This is a genomic window from Streptomyces sp. SM10, from assembly GCF_002910915.1.
Lineage (GTDB): Bacteria > Actinomycetota > Actinomycetes > Streptomycetales > Streptomycetaceae > Streptomyces.
In genome coordinates this window covers 129,131-148,417 of sequence record NZ_NEUF01000068.1, presented here as the reverse complement: position 1 = coordinate 148,417, position 19,287 = coordinate 129,131, and the positions used below count along the sequence as shown (strand labels likewise).

Below are 19,287 nucleotides of genomic sequence, written 5' to 3'. Positions count from 1 at the left end.
CCCGCACACCCCCCATGTCGCCGAGCCGCGAGGAGGTACTGCGCATGCCATCGGGACGCGCACGAAGAACCTGGTTACCGGGAAGACCGGCAAGACCGGGAAGACAGGGCAGAACCGGAGCCGGGAACCGACGGCTGTGGACAGCATTGGTGGCGGCGCTGGCCCTTCCGCTGGGAATGACCGCCGCCGCCGGAACGCCGGCCCAGGCCGCCGCAGTCCAGTGCAGCGTCGACTACAAGGCCAATGACTGGGGTTCGGGCTTCAGCGCCGAACTCACCGTCACCAACAGGAGCACCGCCGCGATCGACGGCTGGACCCTGACCTACGACTACGCCGGCAACCAGAAGCTCACCAACGGCTGGAACGGGACCTGGTCCCAGGCGGGCAGGACCGTCACCGTCAAGAACGCGGCATGGAACGGCGCCATCGCCGCCGGGGCCGCCGTCACGACGGGCGCGCAGTTCTCCTACAGCGGCACCAACACCGCGCCGACCGCCTTCGCCGTCAACGGCACGGCCTGCGTGGGCGCGCACCAGCCGCCGATCACCGTCCTCACCAGCCCGGCGGCGGGCGCCGTCTTCTCCGCCGGGGATCCCGTACCCATGGCCGCGACCGCGGCGGCCGCCGACGGGGCGGGGATCAGCAAGGTCGAGTTCTACGACGACACGGAACTCCTCGGCACCGACACCACGTCCCCGTACACCTACAGCGCCACCGGGCTCTCCACCGGCGCGCACTCCGTGTACGCCAGGGCGTACGACAGTCTCGGCGCCTCCGCGGAGTCGACCCCCGCGGGCATCACGGTCGCCGCAGGCCCTGCCGTCGTCGCCACCCCCGCCCAACTGGGCGTTCAGCAGGGTAAGTCGGGGACGTTCAACGTCTCGTTGTCCACCGCACCCGCCTCGTCCGTCACCGTCTCGGCGGCGCGGAGCGCCGGCAACTCCGGTCTGAGCGTCACCGGTGGCGCGAGCCTCACCTTCACCACGTCGAACTGGTCCACCCCTCAGAAGGTGACCGTCTCGGCCGACGGATCGGGAACGGGCGCCGCGACCTTCACCGTGACCGCACCCGGTCACAGCAAGGCCGAGGTCACCGTCACCCAACTCGCGGAGGCCAAGGAGTACGACGCCCGCTTCCTGGACCTGTACGGGAAGATCACCGACCCGGCCAACGGCTACTTCTCCTCGGAGGGCATCCCCTACCACTCCGTCGAGACCCTGATCGTCGAAGCCCCCGACCAGGGGCACGAGACGACCTCGGAGGCGTACAGCTATCTGATCTGGCTCCAGGCGATGTACGGGAAGATCACCGGGGACTGGGCGAAGTTCAACGGTGCGTGGGCCACCATGGAGAAGTACATGATCCCCACCCACGCCGACCAGCCCACGAACTCCTTCTACAACGCGTCGAAGCCGGCCACCTACGCGCCGGAGCACGACACACCGAACGAGTACCCGGCGGTGCTCGACGGATCGGCGACGTCCGGGGCGGACCCGATCGCCTCCGAGCTGAAGAGCGCGTACGGCACGGACGACATCTACGGGATGCACTGGATCCAGGACGTCGACAACGTCTACGGCTACGGCAACTCCCCCGGGAAGTGCTCGGCCGGACCAACCGAGACGGGTCCCTCCTACATCAACACCTTCCAGCGCGGGCCGCAGGAGTCGGTGTGGGAGACCGTCACCCACCCCACCTGCGACAACTTCACCTACGGCGGTGACAACGGCTACCTGGACCTGTTCACCGGGGACGCCTCCTACGCCAAGCAGTGGAAGTTCACCAATGCCCCGGACGCGGACGCACGTGCCGTACAGGCCGCCTACTGGGCGGACGTCTGGGCCAAGGAGCAGGGCAAGTCGGCGGAGGTCTCGGCGACCGTCGGCAAGGCGGCGAAGATGGGCGACTATCTCCGCTACTCCATGTTCGACAAGTACTTCAAGAAGGTCGGCAACTGCGTCGGTCCGACCACCTGCCCGGCCGGCAGCGGCAAGGACAGCGCGCACTACCTGATGTCCTGGTACTACGCCTGGGGCGGCGCGACCGACACCTCGGCCGGCTGGTCCTGGCGCATCGGATCCAGTCACGCCCACGGCGGCTACCAGAACCCGATGGCCGCCTACGCGCTGAGCGCGGTCGGTGACCTGAAGCCCAAGTCGGCCACGGGGCAGCAGGACTGGGCCAAGAGCCTGGACCGGCAGATGGACTTCTACCAGTGGCTCCAGTCCGACGAGGGCGCCATCGCCGGCGGTGCGACCAACAGCTGGAAGGGCAGCTACGCCCAGCCGCCGGCGGGCACACCCACCTTCTACGGCATGTACTACGACGAGAAGCCCGTCTACCACGACCCGCCGTCCAACCAGTGGTTCGGCTTCCAGGCGTGGTCCATGGAGCGCGTCGCCGAGTACTACCACGAGTCGGGCGACGCCCAGGCCAAGGCCGTGCTCGACAAGTGGGTCGACTGGGCGCTGTCCGAGACGACCATCAACCCGGACGGCACCTATCTCATGCCGTCCACCCTCAAGTGGTCGGGCTCGCCCGACACCTGGAACGCGTCGGCTCCCGGTGCCAACTCCGGACTCCACGTCACCGTCGCCGACTACACCAACGACGTCGGGGTGGCCGGCGCCTATGCCAGGACGCTCACCTACTACGCCGCCAAGTCCGGTGACGCCGAGGCGAAGGCCACGGCCGAGGGGTTGCTCGACGGCATGTGGAGCCACTACCAGGACGACACGGGGATCGCGGTCCCGGAGACCCGTGCCGACTACAACCGGTTCGACGACCCGGTGTACGTGCCGAACGGCTGGACCGGCGCAATGCCCAACGGGGACACCGTCGACAACGACTCGACGTTCCTCTCCATCCGGTCGTTCTACAAGGACGACCCGAACTGGCCGAAGGTGCAGGCCTATCTGGACGGCGGCGCCGCTCCGGTCTTCACCTACCACCGGTTCTGGGCGCAGACCGACGTCGCACTGGCTCTGGGGGCGTACGCAGACCTCCTGGAGTGAGTGACCGCAGGACCAGGTGTGTTCCGGCCGTCGGCGACCAGCCGGCGGCCGGAACACACCGCTGTCGTTCGCGTGGGCCTCGCGTGACCGGGCGGCGGGAGGCATGATCATGCGATGACATGGACAGCCCCCGAGGCCACCCGCACCACCGGACCGCTCACCGGCGGCGAGCGCGAGACACTGACCGGATTCCTGGCCTTCTACCGCAGCACGCTCCTGCAGAAATGTGCCGGTCTGACGGGCGGACAGCTCGCCGAGCAGACCGTCGAGCCGTCCAACCTCACCCTGCTCGGACTGATCAGGCACATGGCCAAGGTCGAACGCATCTGGTTCCGCGAGGGGCTCGCCGGCCAGCGGCCGGCCCCGATGTACGACCCGGAGAAGGGCAAGGACGCGGACTTCGAGGATCTGTCCCCCGACCGCGCCCCCGAGGACTACGCCCGTCTCGTCGAGGAGATCCGCCTCGCCGACGAGGTGGCGGCGGGTGTGCCGCTCGACACCACTTTCACCCGGCGCGGCACGGACTACTCCCTGCGCACGGTGTACGTCCACATGACCGCCGAATACGCCCGCCACATCGGGCACGCGGACCTGCTGAGGGAGCGGCTGGACGGCTCCACAGGCGCCTGACACGGCCCAACGGACGCCGCTCGTACACGATTCGGCGTAATCGGCACTGCGACGGAGTGAAATCGCCGGACCGGGTCACACGGAAGGTATGACGTCCACTGACGTAAGGACAGACAGCACCGGGGATCCGGGCCAGGGCGGCTCGCCGCGCCGCCGTGGCCGCATGCGGGGATGCCTGCCGTTCGCCGGGGTGTGCGCGGCGGCGCTGGTCCTGCTGTTCCTGGGGTCCAGGCTCAGCCTGCTGCCTGGATTCGGCAGCCTCTTCGAGGAGGAGACCACGGACCGCTCCGGCCCCGCGGTGCTCAAGTCCATCCAGGACATGAGCGCCTACGAGGCCGCCTCCGGCAACTTCCAGGTCGTCGTCGACCTGGAGAAGGATGCCAAATACCTGCCCGACGCCATCCGCGGCACCCGGACGCTGTACGTCGGCGCGGGCACCGTCGGATCCTCCGTCGACCTGGGCAAGGTCGGCTCCGACGGGGTGACCGTCAACGAGGACCGCACCACGGCCGAGATCGTGCTGCCCCACGCGGTGCTCGGCAAGCCCGCCCTCGACCCCGACCGTTCCTATGCCGTGTCCAAGCAGCGTGGCATCCTCGACCGGCTCGGCGACTTCTTCTCCGACAACCCCGGCAGCGAGCAGGCGGTCAACAAACTGGCGGTCAAGCACATCGGAGAAGCTGCCGAGGAGAGCGGTCTGACGAAGCGGGCGGAGAAGAACACCGCCTCCATGCTCCAGGGGCTGCTCGGCTCGCTCGGATTCGAGAAGGTCACCGTGCGCTACGCGGAACCGTCCGGCTGACCCCTCCCCGCTCGTCACACCTCCCGCGTCCGCTCGTACGAGTGCGACGCGGGATGTTTGCCGTAACGGCAAGTTCCCTTGCCCAGGGCCTCGACGGCGCCGGATCATGGTCACGCTGACCAGCCCCGGCAACCCGAGGAGACCCATGCCGCAGCCCGCTACCGCCGCCGAGCACTCCACCACCGTCCCGGGGGCGGTCCACCGCTCGGTGGACGTCCCCGGCGGCCGGATCCATCTCCTCGAACAGGGCACCGGCCCCTTGGTCCTCATGATCCACGGTTTCCCCGAGACGTCGTACTCCTGGCGCCACCAGCTCTCCGCCGTCGCCGCGGCAGGCTTCCGCGCCGTGGCGATCGACGTCCGCGGCTACGGGCGCTCCTCGGCCTCCGGCCCCGTGGAGGGCTACCGGATGACCGCGCACGTCTCCGACAACGTCGGCGTCGTGCACGCCCTGGGTGAGGAGACCGCGACAGTGATCGGCCACGACTGGGGCTCACCCATCGCCGCCAACAGCGCGCTCCTGAGGCCCGACATGTTCACTGCCGTCGCCATGCTCGGCGTCCCCTACGCCCCCTGGAGCGCGGTCCGGCCCACGGAGGGCTTCGCCCGCATCGGAGGGAGCGAGGAGTTCTACGTCAGCTATTTCCAGGAGCCCGGCCGCGCCGAGGCGGAGATCGAACCCGACGTACGCGGGTGGCTGGCCGGCTTCTACACCTCGCTCTCCGGCGACACGATGCCGCCGCCGGGATCCAAGAGCCCCTTCTTCGTGCCCGCCGGAGCGGCCATGCGCGACCGCTTCACCGGCGGCGCCCTGCCGTCCTGGCTCAGTGAAGCGGAGCTGGACCTCCTCAGCGCCGAGTTCGAGCGGACCGGCCTGACCGGCGCTCTCGGCCGCTACCGGAACGTCGACCGTGACTGGGAGGACCTGGCCGCCTGGGACGGAGCCCGCCTCAGCTGTCCCGCCCTCTTCGTCGCCGGTGCGCTCGACTCCTCCACCACCTGGATGGCCGACGTCATCGCGGAGCACCGCACAACCCTTCCCGGCCTGGTCTCCTCGCACATCCTGGACGGGTGCGGCCACTGGATCCAGCAGGAACGCCCCGCAGAGGTCAACGCCCTGCTGACGAAGTGGCTTCACACCGTGCGCCCGTGAAGGCCGCGTGTCGAAGCCGGGACCCTGTCGGAGCACCGGCCATGGTGGGCGAATGAACAGTGCAGGCATTCTCGCCGACGCGTTCGAGCGCATCCACGAAGCGGTGCACGCCGCAGTCGACGGGCTCACGCCCGAGGATCTCGACGCCAGGCTCGACGACGACGCGAATTCCGTGGCCTGGCTCGTGTGGCACCTCACGCGCGTCCAGGACGACCACATCGCCGACGCGGCGGGGACCGAGCAGATCTGGTTCGCCCAGGACTGGGCCTCCCGCTTCGAACTGCCGCTGGAGAAGGGCTCGACCGGCTATGGCCACAGCAGCGCGCAGGTGGGCTCCGTCCAGGCGTCGGCCGACCTGCTCCTCGGCTACTTCGACGCGGTCAGCGACTACACCCTCGACTTCGTCAGGGGACTCGACGGCCGGGCCCTCGACCGTGTCGTGGACGATTCCTGGTCGCCTCCCGTGACCCTCGGAGTGCGCCTGGTCAGCGTCATCGCCGACGACCTGCAGCACGCGGGCCAGGCGGCCTTCGTCCGCGGCGTGCTTGAGCGCCGTTAGGCCGCCACCGCTCCGGTGCGCGCGTAGTGTCCCGGACTCGTGCCGACCACGCGCTTGAAGTGCCGCGAGAAGTGGGACTGGTCGTAGAAGCCGGCCGAGGCCGCGACCTCGGGCCCGCGCATTCCCCCGAGCAGCAGGCGACGGGCCAGATCCACGCGACGTCCCGTCAGGTACTGGTGCGGAGCCACGCCGAACTCCCGGCCGAAGGCCCGTACCAGGTGCGTGTGATGGGTGTGCAGCCGCTCCGCCGCCTCGCGGAGAGACAGTCCTTCCACGAAGTGTTCGTCCAGAAGATCACGGAGGGCGTGCGCGACCCGGCGGTCGGGCACCTGCGGAGCGACGGGCTCGTCCCGCAGATGCCCGGCGAGACGCTCGGAGACGAGCGCGAGACGGCTCTGTGCCTCGAGTTCGTCCCCCGCGTGCTCGAGCGTGCGGTGGAGCTGATGGACACGGTGGCGCAACTGCGGGTCCCTGAGCCCGGGCCGGTCCACCGCGCGCCCGACGAGGTCCGCGTCGATCTGCGTGGTGTTCAGATAGAGGACCCGCTTGCGGAACCCACCGGGAGTCGCCGCACCGCCGTTGTGCGGGACGTGCGGAGGCAACAGGGACACCACCGAACTGGGCGCCCCGTGCTCGTGGTGGTCCAGGTCGTAGCGGACCGTTCCCTCGTCGACGATGAGAAGCGTCCACGCGTCATGCGTGTGCATGGGGTAGGTGTGGTCGGTGAAGTGCGCGTGGAAGACCTCGTCGATCCCCTCGACGCGCGGACGCCACGCGGCGATGTCCGGCCTGGCTCCCATGGGGGAATCGTACAAGAGCGCCCCAGGTCGGCGTGGCACGCAAACTTCGTACAAGACGTCCGGTGGGCGGGCTCGGCAGACTCCTGCACATGACCGACGACGACAACGCACCCGTACGCTTCGACACCAAGATCGCCGTGCTGCTCCGTGACGACCTCGAGACCTGGCAGCGCCTCAACGTCACCGCCTTCCTGGTGAGCGGGCTCGGCACGCAGGTGCCCGAGGTGATCGGCGAGCCGTACGCCGACGCCGACGACACCCCGTACCTGCCCATGTTCCGGCAGCCCGTCCTCGTGTTCGCCGGATCCAAGGAGCTCCTGACGGCCGCGCACGCCAAGGCCGTCGGACGGGGGGCGACCTTGGCCGTCTTCACGTCCGACCTCTTCTCGACCGGCCACGACAAGGCCAACAGGGCCGCCGTCCGGGCGGTGCACAGGGATGGGATGGACCTCGTGGGCCTCGCCGTGTACGGGCCGCGCAACGCCGTCGACAAGATCCTCAAGGGCGCGTCGATGCACCCCTGACCGCGTCCCGGAGTCACCGGACGGATACTCACGGACACACCCGTGCGAGTGACGGTTCTCGGTGCCATACTCGAAACCAGTCCGCTAGACAGGCGTGTCATTGTCCGAAAGGCGACGGTCATGAACTGGGCATCGTGGACCACCCTCGGTGTCTTCGCGGGAACCGGCGGAGTACGCACCGAAGAAGTAGGTGTCGTGAGCGGTGATCTGACCGTGCACACGACGTGGACCCAGGAGCAGGCGGAGGTCGCCGTCCAGTACAGCGGCGCCTCGGACTGGTTCACCCTGGCCGGCAGTCCGGTGCCGTGCCCCTCCGAAGAGGCGAGCAGGGCTCTCCACCAGAGCGTGGTGGAGGCCGTACGCGCCGGTGGCGGAGCCACGGTTCCGGCTCCGCACACTGTGGAGTGACCCCTGCGAACGGCGCGGCAGCCGTTCAGTTTTCCGCGAAGCGCATCACGTACCGCCGCTGCCAAGGCGTCTCGACAGCCTTGGGGTGGTAGTTCCGCCGGACGTAGGCGACCGCCTCCTCCGCCGGGACACCGTCCAGCACGGCCAGGCAGGCGAGAGCCGTCCCGGTCCGCCCCCGGCCGCCTCCGCACGCGACCTCGACCCGCTCCGCCGGAGCCCGGGTCCACGCCTGACCGAGCACGGTGCGCGCCGCCTCGTCGTCGACGGGGAGCCGGAAGTCGGGCCAGCGCAGCCACCGCGACTCCCAGACGACCGGGGGAGGGGGGCCGCCCAGCAGATGGACCGCGAAGGTGGGCGCGGGGCCCTCGGGCAGCGGCCGTCTCAGACCCCGGCCGCGGACCAGCCGTCCCGAGGGGAGTCTCAGGATGCCCCCGGCCGCCGCATCCCAGCTCTCCGCCATGCTCACTCCTTCGCGTCGAGGTCCTGGGAGAGGAGCGTAGCCAGCTCGTCGACTGCGTCGGGCGCGTTCTCGCCGACGGCCGACAGCACCAGCCGTTCGCCGTGCTGAGCCGCCAGAGCGAGCACCGAGAGCATGCTCCTGGCGTCGACCGGGCTGCTTCCCTCGCGCGCGACGGTGACGGGGACCGGCTGACGCGCGGCCGCCTGGACGAAGAGCGAGGCGGGACGGGCGTGCAGGCCGCTGCGGGAGCCGACGGAGACGGTGCGCTGGTACACGGGTTCACTCCTGGACGAGGTGGAGAGGGTTCGGTGGTGGGTGGACGGGGTCAGGCGGCCACGGCGACGCCTGAACCTTCACCGGCCGGGGCGGCGGACTCCGGGGTGCGCCGCGCGCCCTTGAGGACGACGACCAGCGCGGTGGAGACCGCGGTGCCGGCGGCGATCGCCAGCAGGTAGAGGAACGGCTCGCCGATGAGGGGGACGACGAACACGCCCCCGTGCGGAGCGCGGAGCGTGCAGCCGAAGGCCATGGAAAGGGCGCCCGTGACCGCGCCGCCGGCCATGGCCGACGGGATCACCCGCAGCGGATCCGCCGCGGCGAACGGGATCGCCCCCTCGGTGATGAACGAGGCGCCCAGCACCCACGCGGCCCGGCCGTTCTCCCGCTCGGTCCGGGTGAACAGGCCCCGGCGGACCGTCGTGGCGAGGGCCATCGCCAGCGGCGGCACCATGCCCGCCGCCATCACCGCGGCCATGACCTTGAGGCTGCCGGGCGTCGGATCGGCCAGGCCGCCGACCGCGAAGGCGTACGCCACCTTGTTCAGGGGGCCACCCATGTCGAAGCACATCATCAGGCCGAGGACGACGCCGAGGATGACCGCGTTGGAGCCCGACAGCCCGTTCAGCCAGTCGGTGAGCGCGTTCTGGAGCGAGGCGATCGGCTTGCCGACCACGATGAACATCAGGAAGCCGACCGCGATCGACGCGAGCAGGGGGATCACCAGCACCGGCATGATGCCGCGCAGCGTGGGATGCACCTTCACCCGCTGGATCGCCGTCACCGCCGCACCGGCCAGCAGTCCCGCGACCAGCCCGCCGAGGAATCCCGCGTCGATGGTGAGCGCGATGGCGCCGCCGACGAACCCGGGGACGAGCGCGGGCCGGTCCGCCATCCCGTAGGCGATGTATCCCGCGAGCACCGGTACGAGGAAGCCGAAGGCGGCCGTGCCGATCTGGTTCAGCAGGGCGGCCCAGCCGGCCGCCTCGCCCCAGTCGAAGTGGTCGGCCACCGACTTCGCGCTCGCGATCTCGTAGCCCCCGATGGCGAACGAGAGGGCGATGAGCAGCCCTCCGGCCGCGACGAACGGCACCATGTAGCTGACGCCGGACATCAGATAGGTGCGCAGCCGCACACCGAAGTGCCCGGACGCTCCCGCCGCACCGCCCGTCCCGGGTCCCGGTTCCTCGCCCGCGCCGGAGAGCCTGGCGGCCTCACCTCGCCCGGCCTTGCGCCGGGCCTCGGAGATGAGCTCGGCCGGCCGGCTGATCCCCGCCTTCACCCCGGTGTCGACGACCGGCTTTCCGTCGAACCGCGCCTTCTCCCGTACCTCGACGTCATGCGCCCAGATGACGGCGTCCGCGGCGGCGACGACCGCCGGATCCAGCCGCTGGAACCCTGCCGAGCCCTGTGTCTCGACGTGCAGCACGACTCCCTCGGCACGTGCGGCCGTCTCCAGGGACTCGGCGGCCATGTAGGTGTGCGCGATACCGGTCGGACAGGAGGTGACGGCGACGATGCGGAAGGGTTCGACCGTCCCCGCCTCCCGGGCCGGCTCGTCCGCGGCGGGCGCGGGTGCCTCTTCACCGCGGATCAGTGCCGCGGCTGCGGCCGGATCGCACTCCGCCCGCAGTGCATCCGTGAATTCGGGGTCCATCAGACGTCGTGCCAGGCTCGACAGGATGGTGAGGTGGTCGTCGTCCGCGCCGGCCGGCGCTGCTATCAGGAAGACGAGGTCCGCGGGCCCGTCGGCGGCGCCGAAGTCGATGCCCGGCGCGCTGCGGCCGAAAGCCAGCGTCGGCGTGGCGACGTGTTCGCTCCGGCAGTGCGGGATACCGATGCCTCCGTCCAGACCGGTCGGCATCCGGGCCTCGCGGGCCGCCACATCCGCAAGGAAGCCGTCGAGATCGGTGACACGGCCGGCCGCGACCATCCGTCCGGCCAGTGAACGGGCGGCTTCGCTCTTCGACTGGGCGGACAGATCGAGGTCGACCAGGTCCGCGGTGATGAGCTCACTCATCGCGGGGCTCCTTGCTCGTGGACCGTCCGGGGGACGGCGCGGGGGACGGGGGAGTGGAACGGCTGGACAGGCGTGCGGCGGTCATGGGGCCTGCCGCGTGAGGGCCAGGTCCAGGGGGACGTCGGCGGTACTCACCACCGCGGACGGATCGAGGTCGGCGGGCGTCGGCATGACGCTTCCGGGCAGTTGTACGGCGGCCGCGCCGTGCGCCACCGCTGCCCGGAGAGCGGTGTGGCCCTGTCCGCCGGAGGACAGGAAGCCCGCGAGGGACGCGTCTCCGGCACCGACATCGCTGCGGACCGCGTCCGCCCGTGCAGCGGCGAAGTACGCGCCGGACGGCTCCACCAGCAGCTGGCCGACGGCCCCCAGGCTGGCGAGCACGGAGCGTGCCCCGAGCCCGCACAGCTCCTGCGCGGCCTTGAGCGCGTCACCGACCGTCGCCAGGGGACGGCCCACGGCCTCGGCCAGCTCCTGGGCGTTCGGCTTGATCACGTCAGGCCGCTCGGGCAGCGCGGCGATCAGTGCGGCGCCCGAGGTGTCGAGGGCGATCCGGACACCGGCACCGTGACTGAGGGCGACCAGTTCGGCGTACCACTGCGGCGGCAGTCCCCGCGGCAGGCTGCCGCAGCAGGCGATCCAGTCGGCGCCCGCCGATCGCGCCCGGACGGTCTCCAGCAGACGCTCGGCCTCGGCACGGGCGATCTCGGGACCCGCGGCGTTGACCTTGGTGAGCGTGCCGTCCGGTTCGACCAGGGTGATGTTGACACGGGTGCTGCCGGCGATCGGCACCCCCGCGGCCTCGATGCCGTGCTCTGCGAGCAGCCGGGCCAGCAGGTCGCCCTCGGGCCCGCCCAACGGCGCGACGGCCACCGTGCGATGCCCGGCGGCGGCGATCGCCCGGGAGACGTTCACGCCCTTGCCGCCGGGGTCGACACGGTCCCCGGCGGCCCGCAGGACGGCGCCGCGGTTGAGCCCCGGCAGTTCGTACGTGCGGTCCAGGCTCGGGTTGGGGGTGACGGTCAGGATCATGCGCGTACCACTTCCGTGCCCCGGCTCTCGATGGCCCGGGCGTCCTCGGGGCTCAGCCCCGTATCGGTGATCAGCAGGTCGACGTGGGAGAGGTCGCCGAAACGTGCGAAGTGCTCCTGCCCGCACTTGCCCGAGTCGGCGAGGAGCACCACTCGGCGGGCCGCCGCGATGACGGCGCGCTTCACGGCGGCCTCGGCCAGATCCGGGGTGGTCAGGCCGCCTTCCGGCGAGAAGCCGTTCGTGGCGAGGAAGACGACATCCGCGTTGATCTCGGCGTACGCGCTCAGCGCCCAGGCGTCGACGGCCGCGCGGGTGCGGTGCCGGACCCTGCCACCGACCAGATGCAGCGCGATCCCGGGATGGTCGGAGAGGCGTGCGGCAACCGGCAGGGCGTGGGTGACCACCGTGAGGCGCGAGTCGATCGGGACAGCGGTCGCCAGCCGGACGGTCGTCGTCCCCGCATCGATGATGATGTTGCCGTCGACGGGGAGTTCACCCAGGGCAGCGGCTGCGATGCGGTCCTTCTCGTCGGCGGCCACGGTGTCGCGCTCGGCCAGGTCGGGCTCGAAACCGAGCCGCCCGGCCGGGATGGCGCCACCGTGCACCCGGCGGAGGAGGCCTGCCCGGTCGAGAGCCTTCAGGTCCCGACGGACCGTCTCCGCGGTCACCTGGAACTGCTCGGCCAGGGACAGCACGTCGACGCGGCCGCTCTCGCCGGCGATGCGGAGGATCTCTTGCTGCCGCTCCGGTGCGTACATGTGGTTACGTATCCGTTTCATGCCCGAGTCTGTGGATTCACCGGCAGACTACGGACACACTTCAGGAAAGTAAACACATTCGGGCAGTGAGTGGGTGTGAATGGGCAGCGGTGTGGCGATGGAGCGGCGGGACCCTCAGCCGGCGCCGTGGGACGCGGCCCCGGGACTCAGCGGCCTGGCCAGCAGGGGCGCCCCCAGCACCTGGTGGCCGCCGCTCGCCTGCATGCGCACTTCGCCGCGCTCGCTGATCTCGGCGCGCACGATTCCGGTCTCGTCCTCGTACACCGGATAACCGCCCGCCCCGGAGCGGGCCGTGAGACGGACGACGACCACGTCGTCCTCCGCGCCGCCCGCCTGGAAGATGAGTTCGTAACTCTCCGGGTATTCCATGACCGACCTCCCGACCGGGCGGCGGAAGCCGCTCGCCCGTCCCCTCCATTGTTTCCCACCGGAGCGCGCGGCGCGCCGGGAGTACGACCGTGTGACCTTCCGTGACTGCGGATGCGGAATGGGCGAGGCGGAGCGACCATCATCTGCAAGGGATCGGACGCGTGCTGACAGCTTCGCACGGCCACCCGTGACGCCAGGCGGATCCGCCGGCGCGATCGGACTTCGTCGGTGCGGGGCCCACGGGCTCCCGGCCGCCCTGTGGAGAGGAACTGCCGTGCTGATGGCCAATCCCGCAACGCTGCGGAATCTCGTCAAGCGCTACGAGACACTGCGAAGCACCCATGCGCGGCTGGGTACTTCCGAGAGCGGCCGTCGACTCGACGACGTCTCCTACACGCTCTGCGTCACCACCGGGACGAGGACCGTGCCCGATGCCCTGGCGGCGGCAGCGGCGCAGTTGAGCGCCGTCCCGTCCGCGGGATCGCTCGGAGCGGCGGCAGGGCCGGCCGAGGTCCAGCTGACCGCCTGACACCGCAGACTCCCAGGGAAGGGCGCCGGCTCCGTCGAGCCGGCGCCCTTCGCCCTTCCGGACGCGTCCGCGTCCGGAAGGCACGACACGCCGAATGGGTCGACGGCGCCGTCGATCGGGTGACACCCCCCGGTCGGACAACATGACTGTTCGTGGAGGCGGCTAGGGATGCCAGCATGAGATTTGAGCCCCGTCGAAACAAGACCGTCTCCCCGCGTACCCGTCGGCTCCGCGTCGCCGGCGGCGCCCTGTGCGCCGCCGCTCTTGCAGCCACCCTTGTGACCGGTTGTGGTCAGGACAGCGGCGACAAGACCGCTGCGGAGACCTCCGAGGCCGCGAAGGTCCTTCCGAAGCAGACGACCAGCCCGTCCGAGAGCGTTTCGGGCAGTCCCTCGGAATCGGCGCAGCTGAGCGAGGACCAGACCGAGCGCAAGGATCTGCTCTCGACCGTCAAGATCACCTTCGACCAGGCCGCCACGACGGCCGTCGGCGAGGTGTCCGGTGGCAAGCTGACCGACCTTGACCTCGAGGGAATCGACGACGAGGACGACGCGAGCGGCAGCCCGAGCCCGTCGGGCAGCGCCAGCCCGTCCGGCAGTCCGAGTCCGTCGGGCAGTCCGAGCCCGAGCGGCAGCGCCGCCGCCCCGAAGTGGGTCGCGGAGGTCGCGGAGGAGGACGGCACGGCGCACAACGTCACCATCGACGCGGTCTCCGGTGAGGTCATCGATTCCGCCCCGGACGCCGATCAGAGCGACGCGGACAAGGAGGAGCTGGCGGACCAGCTCTCCAAGGCGACGCAGACGCCCCAGCAGGCGGCCGAGGTCGCCACGGACGAGAAGCAGGGCTGGGTCACCTCGATCGGCCTCGACGAGAACGACAGCAAGGTCCTGGTCTGGCAGGTCGACGTGGTCTCGAAGGACTGGAAGCTGACCACCTTCGACGTGGACGCCGTCAAGGGCACGATCACGGACGAGCAGGTCCACGACGACTGATCACCGCACGAGGGGACCTGTCGGTGGCGTACCGCGGCGCGGTACGCCACCGACGTATGTCCGGGCCGGGCATCAGATCTCAGCGTCCTGCCTCGGACAGGTCGCGGGTGAAGCGCAGTCCGGGTTTCCCCATCAGGGTGATCGCGCCGACCTCCACGAATCCGGTGCGTCCCAGCACGGCCCTGGAGGCCGCGTTGTCCATCGTCGTCTCGGCGCGGAGCGCGGTCAGGCCGTACTCCTCGAACGCGAGCGCACAGACCCGGCGCACCCCCGAGGTGGCCAGCCCTCGTCCGGCGGCCACCTCGGCCATCCGGTACCCGAGCTCGGCGGAACCGCCCGCGACGCCGACGAGGTTGACCCGCCCCAGCACGGCCCCGCCTGCGTCCGCCAGGACGTGGAAGTGGTGCATCCCGGCGGCCTGTTCGGCGAGCAACTCGGCGTGACGCTCAGCGAATCCGGTGAAGTAGCTGTCTCCCCGGTCCGGGATCGAGGCGGCGAAGTACGCGCGGTTCTGCCGCTCGAAGTCGAGCAGGGCCGGGGCGTGATCGGGGCGAAGACGTTCCAGGACGGTCATGCGGCGACCCTACCCAGTGCGCGTCGGGGCGGGAGTTCCCGTACGGCCGACCTCGCCCCGCCAGGAGCTGCCGCGCGGGTCCCGGGTCACTCGGCGGGCCCCTCCGGACCGTTCGCAGCCGGGCCCGTCTTGGACGGTGCGCAGCGGTGCGTCGAGGGTACCCGCCGCGGAGTCGTCACCGTCCACGGCCACGACGGTGGGCGAGGTGGTGGCCGACGCTCCGTGGGGCACGGCTGTGACGGCTGCTCCCAGAACGACCGCGATGGACGGGCCGACGATACGCATACGAGCTCCTGGTTCGCTCACGAGGCGGCTGACGGAGGACAGTGGTTGCCGGCGCCCCGGACGTTGCCGTGCGCCGGAGTCCGTTCTCCGAGCCGTGGCGTGGGACGACCGGGGGAGAGGGGAGTTGCCGGCCCGGGTGGGACCGGCCCTTATCGGGATGAGCGGCCACCCCGGTCCGTGCTTCCATGGGCGTCATGGTCTCTTCCGAGCATGTGCTTGCCTTCGCGGCCATCTCGTTCCTGTTGATCGTGATCCCGGGACCCAGCGTGCTGTTCGTGATCGGGCGGGCCCTGGCACAGGGGCGCCGCGCCGCGCTGACCACGGTGGTGGGGAACACACTGGGCGCCTGTGCACTCGTCGTGGCCGTGGCCCTCACCTCGGCGGCTCTCCCTGGTCGGAGGGGCCGGCGGCTCGCGATGATCTGCCTCGGGGTCAGGGCCGCCGCGACAGGGCGCAAGGACTGAGCCCGGGCCGGCCCGTCGGCAGGGGCGCCCTGCGCCCAGCCGCGACACCGCGGTGATGCGCGAGCCGCCGGTGAGCGGAACGGCCCCGTGCGGCGAGGTCGACCGCCGGGGGCCGGCTCGAACTCGTCCGCCACATGGCCGAGATCGGCTTGCACCTCGCCCGGTGGGTGGCCCCGTCCGTGCTGCGCCGGGATCGTATGACCGTACGAACGGTGACCTCTGCCCCTCGCGCGCGTTGTACAGGGTATGTCCCTCTCAGCTGGCAGCATGCCCTCCGTCCCGGCCGCACCGGCGGTGAAGCCGAATCCCTTCCTCCTGACGCCTCGCCAGGGAGAAGCCGCCCGCGCGCTCCTGGCGTACCTGGGTTCGTTGCCGCTGAAGGGGGCCGACGCGCAGCTCCTCGCCTTGGTCGTCGCCGTCCGGGCGGCCCGGGGAGGGGTCGGCAACCTCACCGGTCAGGATCTGAGGTCCCTCCGCCTGGCCGACACGGAGGCGGCTGTCGCCGCTCTCGCCCCGCTGGGGTGGCACGGCCAGGACGCCCTGATCGGCGGGGACCTCGTCACGCCCGTCAAGGTCACCGTGCCCGACCTGGGTGACCGGCCGGAACCGCGCCTGCCCTTCGGCAAGGTGATGCGGTCGCGTGTCTCGGGCTGGACGACCCGGACCCTGGCCGCCAAGCCGGTCAAGAAGACCTCGACCGCCGCGCGGCTGGCGGCGCTGTTCCTGGCTGCCCACGGTCCGGCGGACGCGTACGGGACCGTGCCCGCCCATCTCCCCGACGAGTGCGGAGCCGCCCTGCCCGAACTGCTGGCCAGGGGATTCCTGCTGGAGCTGGACGGCAGGCGGTATCTGCTGGCCCAGGCCGTACGCCATCTGTCGGGCACGCGCCCCCCGTCCGACACCCCGCCCGCCGTGCGTGAGCCCGAGGAGGAGATGCCGAGCTGGGACGAGTGGAAGGACCGTGCGAGCGTGGCGTTGCGGCGGCACGTGGAGGCCGTCGAGCAGTGCCCCGAGTGTGCGCTGTCCACGGCCAGGGTCTCGGAGGCCTTCATGCGCAAGGCTGTTCCCGCCCAGTTCCAGGAGAGGACACGCACGGCCTACGGCGCCTGGGAGGCCAAGTTCCCCGACCAGGGGCCCGTCGCTGCGGAGTTCGCCGCTGCCTTCCGCGCGGAACATGGCCACGGTCCGTCCGTCAAGCAGCTCTGCAAGGCACTCGGCTGGGGCAAGATGTCCCGGGAGCTGCGCATCCACGTCATCCGCCGGCTGATCGCCGAGGGGTGGCTGACGAACACCGAGCCGGTCCCGTGGACACTGCGGCCGGGCAAGGCCGCCCAGCCCGGCCCCCCTGCCGCGACAGCTCCGGCCGCCGCAGCCGTACGCCGACGCTGAGGGAATCGGCGCGCCGAGGCTCGCGCGCCACCCGATACCTGACGTCCCGTCCGCCCGGGGGATTCAAAGAGTTTGTGATGGGCATGTCAGGCGTAGCGCGCGTGCCCCCCCGTCACGCGCCGACCGGGAGGACGCAGTGAACAGCAGCGCACCGATCCGCAGGGCCGCGTTCGTCGTGGCGAGTGCCCTCACTCTGTTACTCGCCTCCGCGACCAGCGCGCTGGCGGCTCCGCCGACGGCGCTGCCCGCGAACGCGGACGCGAGGGAGCAGGCCTTCCAGCCGGCGTACGACTACGACACCGACGGCTGCTACCCGACTCCGGCGATCGGACCCGACGGCACCATAGCCGCCGGCCTCAAGACCTCCGGCGCGGTCAACGGCAGTTGCCGGGATGCCGCGGATCTCGACAACACCAACGGCTACGCCCGCTCCCTGTGCAACAACGGGTGGTGCGCCGTCATGTACGGCCTCTACTTCGAGAAGGACCAGGCGGTTGCCGGCAGCGGGCTCGGAGGGCACCGGCACGACTGGGAGCACGTCGTGGTCTGGATCCAGAACGACGAGCCGCGCTTCGTGTCCACCTCGGCGCACGGTGACTTCGACGTCTACACCCGTGACCGGATCCGGTGGGACGGCACCCACCCCAAGATCGTCTACCACAAGGACGGTGTGGGCACCCACTGCTTCCGCCCCGCGAACTCCAACGACGAGCCGCCGGAGAACCACTACGGCGTGTGGCGGTTCCCCGGGCTCGTCGGCTGGAACGGCTACCCGGCCGGGCTGCGGGACAAGCTCGTCCAGGCCGACTTCGGCAGTGCGGTCTTCGGGCTGAAGGACGGCAACTTCGCCGGTCACCTGGAGAAGGCACTTCCCGCCGGCATTCCCTTCGACCCGAACGCCTGACGTCAGGGACGGTGCGGCAGCGGCTCAGGAACCCGGGCCGGCCTGGTCAGCGTTCGGTGAGCTCCGAAGGCGCCTCCTGGACCACCCACCCGTTCCCGTCGGGGTCGGCGAAGGACATGAACGAGTTCCAGGTGTCGCCCCTGCCCTCCTCCCACCCCGTCGCGCCCACGTGGCGGACCGGCGAGACGTCCACGCCCCTGCCCACCAGTTCCGCGCGCGCCGCCTCGATGTCCGTCACGCAGAGCTGGAGACCGTGCAGCGTGCCGGGGGCCATCACCTTCTCCCCAGGGAACGGGGGCATCCCCTGGAGCAGTGCGATCGAGCACCGTGAGCCCGTCGGCGTCATCTGGATGATGCGCATCCCAGGGGCGACCTCGTCGTCGAGGTCCAGCCTGAAGCCGGCCTTCTCGGTGTAGAACGCCTTCGCCCGGTCCAGGTCGGTCACAGGGACGGGAACGACCTCGAGCGTCCAGTTCATAGGGCCTCCTCAGCAGAGCCAGTGCGACTGGCCGGATGGAAGATCCCCGGAGGGCCGGGGCGGCAGGCGCGCCACGGCGAACTCCGAGGGACAACCACCGTGGCGCAGGACAGTGCCGCAGGGCGCCACGAAACGCCGGCAAGCGGTGTGCTTCGACCAGTCACCGGGTCAGGGGCCAGGAGGCCGCGAACCGTACCTCGAACACCGGTGCATCCCGCGGGCCGCGTCACGCCGGACCCGGCCACCGGGATCCGCCGCGGGAGCACCGGCAGATGCCCGCACTCGACACGACGACCGACAGTGCACCTGGGACGCGTGTCCGGGTGATCGCCCCGGGCGGACGTGCTACGTCGCCGCCTGGTCGCTGTCCCGGAAGCCGCCCCAGCCGTGCCAGCGGTCGATCTCGATCCAGGCGTTGACGCGGCCACGCTCCCGGTCCGCGTACGGCCGGCCGAGGTAGTTCTGCGACAGGCGGTCGATGCCGGCGAGCCCTTCGTCCTCGCTGAGCTCGACCACGCGCCCGATCAGCGTCACATGGGTGTACCAGTCGGAGTCGTCGAGCACCGTCAGGGTGACACGTGGGTCCCGGCGCACATGGTCGAGGCGCTTGCGGCCCTCATCCATGTTGACCAGCACCCGGCCGTCGTCCCAGAGGTACCAGGTCGCCGTGGACACCGGCTGGCCGTCCGAACGAAGCGTGGCGATGACGGCCGGGTTGGGCTTGCGCAGCATGGCGACCGCGGCGTCGGGAAGCGGCGGCTTCGACATGTTCTCTCTCCTCTGTCTCGTCCTGCGTCCTCCCTCTGACGGTGAACCACACCGGGTGATTCGGGGGGCGCGCCTCCACGC

General features: G+C 70.8%; 22 protein-coding genes and 1 pseudogene. 12 read left to right on the top strand and 11 right to left on the bottom strand.

Going from position 1 to position 19,287, the window contains the following annotated elements:
- Positions 1 to 44: 44 nt before the first annotated feature.
- From B9S57_RS09620 to B9S57_RS09600, 5 genes are all read left to right on the top strand, one after another.
- Positions 45 to 3,014, top strand: coding sequence for a glycoside hydrolase family 48 protein (locus B9S57_RS09620; RefSeq protein WP_103515103.1), 2,970 nt, complete (start codon positions 45 to 47; stop codon positions 3,012 to 3,014).
- 114 nt (positions 3,015 to 3,128) lie between these two features.
- Positions 3,129 to 3,644: a DinB family protein gene (locus B9S57_RS09615; protein ID WP_103515102.1), complete on the top strand. Its 516-nt coding sequence runs from the start codon at positions 3,129 to 3,131 to the stop codon at positions 3,642 to 3,644.
- Between the two features lie 88 nt (positions 3,645 to 3,732).
- Positions 3,733 to 4,446, top strand: a complete 714-nt coding sequence (locus tag B9S57_RS09610; protein WP_181011294.1) for a DUF4230 domain-containing protein — start codon at positions 3,733 to 3,735, stop codon at positions 4,444 to 4,446.
- Between the two features lie 145 nt (positions 4,447 to 4,591).
- Positions 4,592 to 5,599, top strand: a complete 1,008-nt coding sequence (locus tag B9S57_RS09605; protein WP_103515100.1) for an alpha/beta fold hydrolase — start codon at positions 4,592 to 4,594, stop codon at positions 5,597 to 5,599.
- A 52-nt stretch (positions 5,600 to 5,651) separates the two neighbouring features.
- Positions 5,652 to 6,158 (top strand): DUF664 domain-containing protein, encoded by a 507-nt coding sequence (locus tag B9S57_RS09600; protein WP_103515099.1) that lies wholly within the window; start codon positions 5,652 to 5,654, stop codon positions 6,156 to 6,158.
- Here B9S57_RS09600 and B9S57_RS09595 read toward each other — a convergent pair.
- Entirely contained in the window at positions 6,155 to 6,958 is an 804-nt protein-coding gene (locus B9S57_RS09595; RefSeq protein ID WP_103515098.1) for an AraC family transcriptional regulator, read from the bottom strand. The genes B9S57_RS09600 and B9S57_RS09595 overlap by 4 nt on opposite strands.
- 89 nt (positions 6,959 to 7,047) lie before the next feature.
- Here B9S57_RS09595 and B9S57_RS09590 point away from each other — a divergent pair, with 89 nt between their 5' ends.
- The gene (locus B9S57_RS09590) at positions 7,048 to 7,482 is read left to right on the top strand and encodes a DUF2000 domain-containing protein (RefSeq protein WP_103515288.1); all 435 of its coding nucleotides are present in this window, start codon (positions 7,048 to 7,050) and stop codon (positions 7,480 to 7,482) included.
- A gap of 120 nt (positions 7,483 to 7,602) precedes the next feature.
- Positions 7,603 to 7,890 (top strand): hypothetical protein, encoded by a 288-nt coding sequence (locus B9S57_RS09585; protein ID WP_103515097.1) that lies wholly within the window; start codon positions 7,603 to 7,605, stop codon positions 7,888 to 7,890.
- A gap of 25 nt (positions 7,891 to 7,915) precedes the next feature.
- Here B9S57_RS09585 and B9S57_RS09580 read toward each other — a convergent pair whose 3' ends face one another.
- The 6 genes from B9S57_RS09580 to B9S57_RS09555 form a co-directional block, all read right to left on the bottom strand.
- Positions 7,916 to 8,350: a protein phosphatase gene (locus B9S57_RS09580; RefSeq protein WP_103515096.1), complete on the bottom strand. Its 435-nt coding sequence runs from the start codon at positions 8,348 to 8,350 to the stop codon at positions 7,916 to 7,918.
- Between the two features lie 2 nt (positions 8,351 to 8,352).
- Entirely contained in the window at positions 8,353 to 8,625 is a 273-nt protein-coding gene (locus tag B9S57_RS09575) for an HPr family phosphocarrier protein (RefSeq protein WP_103515095.1), read from the bottom strand.
- Between the two features lie 50 nt (positions 8,626 to 8,675).
- A complete protein-coding gene (locus B9S57_RS09570) occupies positions 8,676 to 10,646 on the bottom strand; it encodes a fructose-specific PTS transporter subunit EIIC (protein WP_103515094.1) in 1,971 nt (656 codons plus the stop codon).
- 81 nt (positions 10,647 to 10,727) lie between these two features.
- Complete coding sequence (gene pfkB, locus B9S57_RS09565; protein WP_103515093.1) at positions 10,728 to 11,675, bottom strand: 1-phosphofructokinase; 948 nt, start codon at positions 11,673 to 11,675, stop codon at positions 10,728 to 10,730.
- Entirely contained in the window at positions 11,672 to 12,433 is a 762-nt protein-coding gene (locus tag B9S57_RS09560) for a DeoR/GlpR family DNA-binding transcription regulator (protein ID WP_103515092.1), read from the bottom strand. Before B9S57_RS09560 ends, pfkB begins: the two co-directional genes overlap by 4 nt.
- A 135-nt stretch (positions 12,434 to 12,568) precedes the next feature.
- The gene (locus tag B9S57_RS09555) at positions 12,569 to 12,823 is read right to left on the bottom strand and encodes a DUF6296 family protein (RefSeq protein WP_103515091.1); all 255 of its coding nucleotides are present in this window, start codon (positions 12,821 to 12,823) and stop codon (positions 12,569 to 12,571) included.
- A gap of 274 nt (positions 12,824 to 13,097) precedes the next feature.
- Here B9S57_RS09555 and B9S57_RS09550 point away from each other — a divergent pair, with 274 nt between their 5' ends.
- Together B9S57_RS09550 and B9S57_RS09545 are read left to right on the top strand one after the other, a co-directional pair.
- A complete protein-coding gene (locus tag B9S57_RS09550; protein WP_103515090.1) occupies positions 13,098 to 13,352 on the top strand; it encodes a DUF5133 domain-containing protein in 255 nt (84 codons plus the stop codon).
- A gap of 176 nt (positions 13,353 to 13,528) precedes the next feature.
- The gene (locus tag B9S57_RS09545) at positions 13,529 to 14,344 is read left to right on the top strand and encodes a PepSY domain-containing protein (protein ID WP_103515089.1); all 816 of its coding nucleotides are present in this window, start codon (positions 13,529 to 13,531) and stop codon (positions 14,342 to 14,344) included.
- Between the two features lie 79 nt (positions 14,345 to 14,423).
- Here B9S57_RS09545 and B9S57_RS09540 read toward each other — a convergent pair whose 3' ends face one another.
- Together B9S57_RS09540 and B9S57_RS09535 are read right to left on the bottom strand one after the other, a co-directional pair.
- A complete protein-coding gene (locus B9S57_RS09540; RefSeq protein ID WP_103515088.1) occupies positions 14,424 to 14,918 on the bottom strand; it encodes a GNAT family N-acetyltransferase in 495 nt (164 codons plus the stop codon).
- A gap of 9 nt (positions 14,919 to 14,927) precedes the next feature.
- The gene (locus B9S57_RS09535; RefSeq protein WP_103515087.1) at positions 14,928 to 15,203 is read right to left on the bottom strand and encodes a hypothetical protein; all 276 of its coding nucleotides are present in this window, start codon (positions 15,201 to 15,203) and stop codon (positions 14,928 to 14,930) included.
- 194 nt (positions 15,204 to 15,397) lie between these two features.
- Between B9S57_RS09535 and B9S57_RS09530 the strand changes: the two are divergent.
- From B9S57_RS09530 to B9S57_RS09520, 3 genes and pseudogenes are all read left to right on the top strand, one after another.
- Positions 15,398 to 15,577, top strand: a pseudogene (locus B9S57_RS09530) (LysE family translocator); the annotation flags it as partial.
- Between the two features lie 357 nt (positions 15,578 to 15,934).
- Complete coding sequence (locus B9S57_RS09525; RefSeq protein ID WP_258036332.1) at positions 15,935 to 17,056, top strand: hypothetical protein; 1,122 nt, start codon at positions 15,935 to 15,937, stop codon at positions 17,054 to 17,056.
- A 136-nt stretch (positions 17,057 to 17,192) separates the two neighbouring features.
- Positions 17,193 to 17,960, top strand: a complete 768-nt coding sequence (locus B9S57_RS09520) for an NPP1 family protein (RefSeq protein ID WP_103515085.1) — start codon at positions 17,193 to 17,195, stop codon at positions 17,958 to 17,960.
- Positions 17,961 to 18,006: 46 nt separating this feature from the next.
- Here the strand turns inward: B9S57_RS09520 and B9S57_RS09515 are convergent, their stop codons facing one another.
- Both B9S57_RS09515 and B9S57_RS09510 read right to left on the bottom strand, forming a co-directional pair.
- Entirely contained in the window at positions 18,007 to 18,438 is a 432-nt protein-coding gene (locus tag B9S57_RS09515; protein WP_103515084.1) for a VOC family protein, read from the bottom strand.
- 345 nt (positions 18,439 to 18,783) lie between these two features.
- Positions 18,784 to 19,206 (bottom strand): PPOX class F420-dependent oxidoreductase, encoded by a 423-nt coding sequence (locus B9S57_RS09510; RefSeq protein WP_103515083.1) that lies wholly within the window; start codon positions 19,204 to 19,206, stop codon positions 18,784 to 18,786.
- Positions 19,207 to 19,287 lie beyond the last annotated feature (81 nt).

What these genes read in the sequence shown, in the direction of transcription:
- B9S57_RS09570 (WP_103515094.1), bottom strand. Translation starts at nt 10,646, where the DNA reads ATGAGTGAGCTCATCACCGCGGACCTGGTCGACCTCGATCTGTCCGCC.
- B9S57_RS09585 (WP_103515097.1), top strand. Translation starts at nt 7,603, where the DNA reads ATGAACTGGGCATCGTGGACCACCCTCGGTGTCTTCGCGGGAACCGGC.
- B9S57_RS09610 (WP_181011294.1), top strand. Translation starts at nt 3,733, where the DNA reads ATGACGTCCACTGACGTAAGGACAGACAGCACCGGGGATCCGGGCCAG.
- B9S57_RS09620 (WP_103515103.1), top strand. Translation starts at nt 45, where the DNA reads ATGCCATCGGGACGCGCACGAAGAACCTGGTTACCGGGAAGACCGGCA.
- B9S57_RS09510 (WP_103515083.1), bottom strand. Translation starts at nt 19,206, where the DNA reads ATGTCGAAGCCGCCGCTTCCCGACGCCGCGGTCGCCATGCTGCGCAAG.
- B9S57_RS09515 (WP_103515084.1), bottom strand. Translation starts at nt 18,438, where the DNA reads ATGAACTGGACGCTCGAGGTCGTTCCCGTCCCTGTGACCGACCTGGAC.
- B9S57_RS09605 (WP_103515100.1), top strand. Translation starts at nt 4,592, where the DNA reads ATGCCGCAGCCCGCTACCGCCGCCGAGCACTCCACCACCGTCCCGGGG.
- B9S57_RS09595 (WP_103515098.1), bottom strand. Translation starts at nt 6,958, where the DNA reads ATGGGAGCCAGGCCGGACATCGCCGCGTGGCGTCCGCGCGTCGAGGGG.
- B9S57_RS09545 (WP_103515089.1), top strand. Translation starts at nt 13,529, where the DNA reads ATGAGATTTGAGCCCCGTCGAAACAAGACCGTCTCCCCGCGTACCCGT.
- B9S57_RS09615 (WP_103515102.1), top strand. Translation starts at nt 3,129, where the DNA reads ATGACATGGACAGCCCCCGAGGCCACCCGCACCACCGGACCGCTCACC.
- B9S57_RS09580 (WP_103515096.1), bottom strand. Translation starts at nt 8,350, where the DNA reads ATGGCGGAGAGCTGGGATGCGGCGGCCGGGGGCATCCTGAGACTCCCC.
- B9S57_RS09560 (WP_103515092.1), bottom strand. Translation starts at nt 12,433, where the DNA reads ATGTACGCACCGGAGCGGCAGCAAGAGATCCTCCGCATCGCCGGCGAG.
- B9S57_RS09600 (WP_103515099.1), top strand. Translation starts at nt 5,652, where the DNA reads ATGAACAGTGCAGGCATTCTCGCCGACGCGTTCGAGCGCATCCACGAA.
- B9S57_RS09540 (WP_103515088.1), bottom strand. Translation starts at nt 14,918, where the DNA reads ATGACCGTCCTGGAACGTCTTCGCCCCGATCACGCCCCGGCCCTGCTC.
- B9S57_RS09590 (WP_103515288.1), top strand. Translation starts at nt 7,048, where the DNA reads ATGACCGACGACGACAACGCACCCGTACGCTTCGACACCAAGATCGCC.
- pfkB (WP_103515093.1), bottom strand. Translation starts at nt 11,675, where the DNA reads ATGATCCTGACCGTCACCCCCAACCCGAGCCTGGACCGCACGTACGAA.
- B9S57_RS09555 (WP_103515091.1), bottom strand. Translation starts at nt 12,823, where the DNA reads ATGGAATACCCGGAGAGTTACGAACTCATCTTCCAGGCGGGCGGCGCG.
- B9S57_RS09535 (WP_103515087.1), bottom strand. Translation starts at nt 15,203, where the DNA reads ATGCGTATCGTCGGCCCGTCCATCGCGGTCGTTCTGGGAGCAGCCGTC.
- B9S57_RS09525 (WP_258036332.1), top strand. Translation starts at nt 15,935, where the DNA reads ATGCCCTCCGTCCCGGCCGCACCGGCGGTGAAGCCGAATCCCTTCCTC.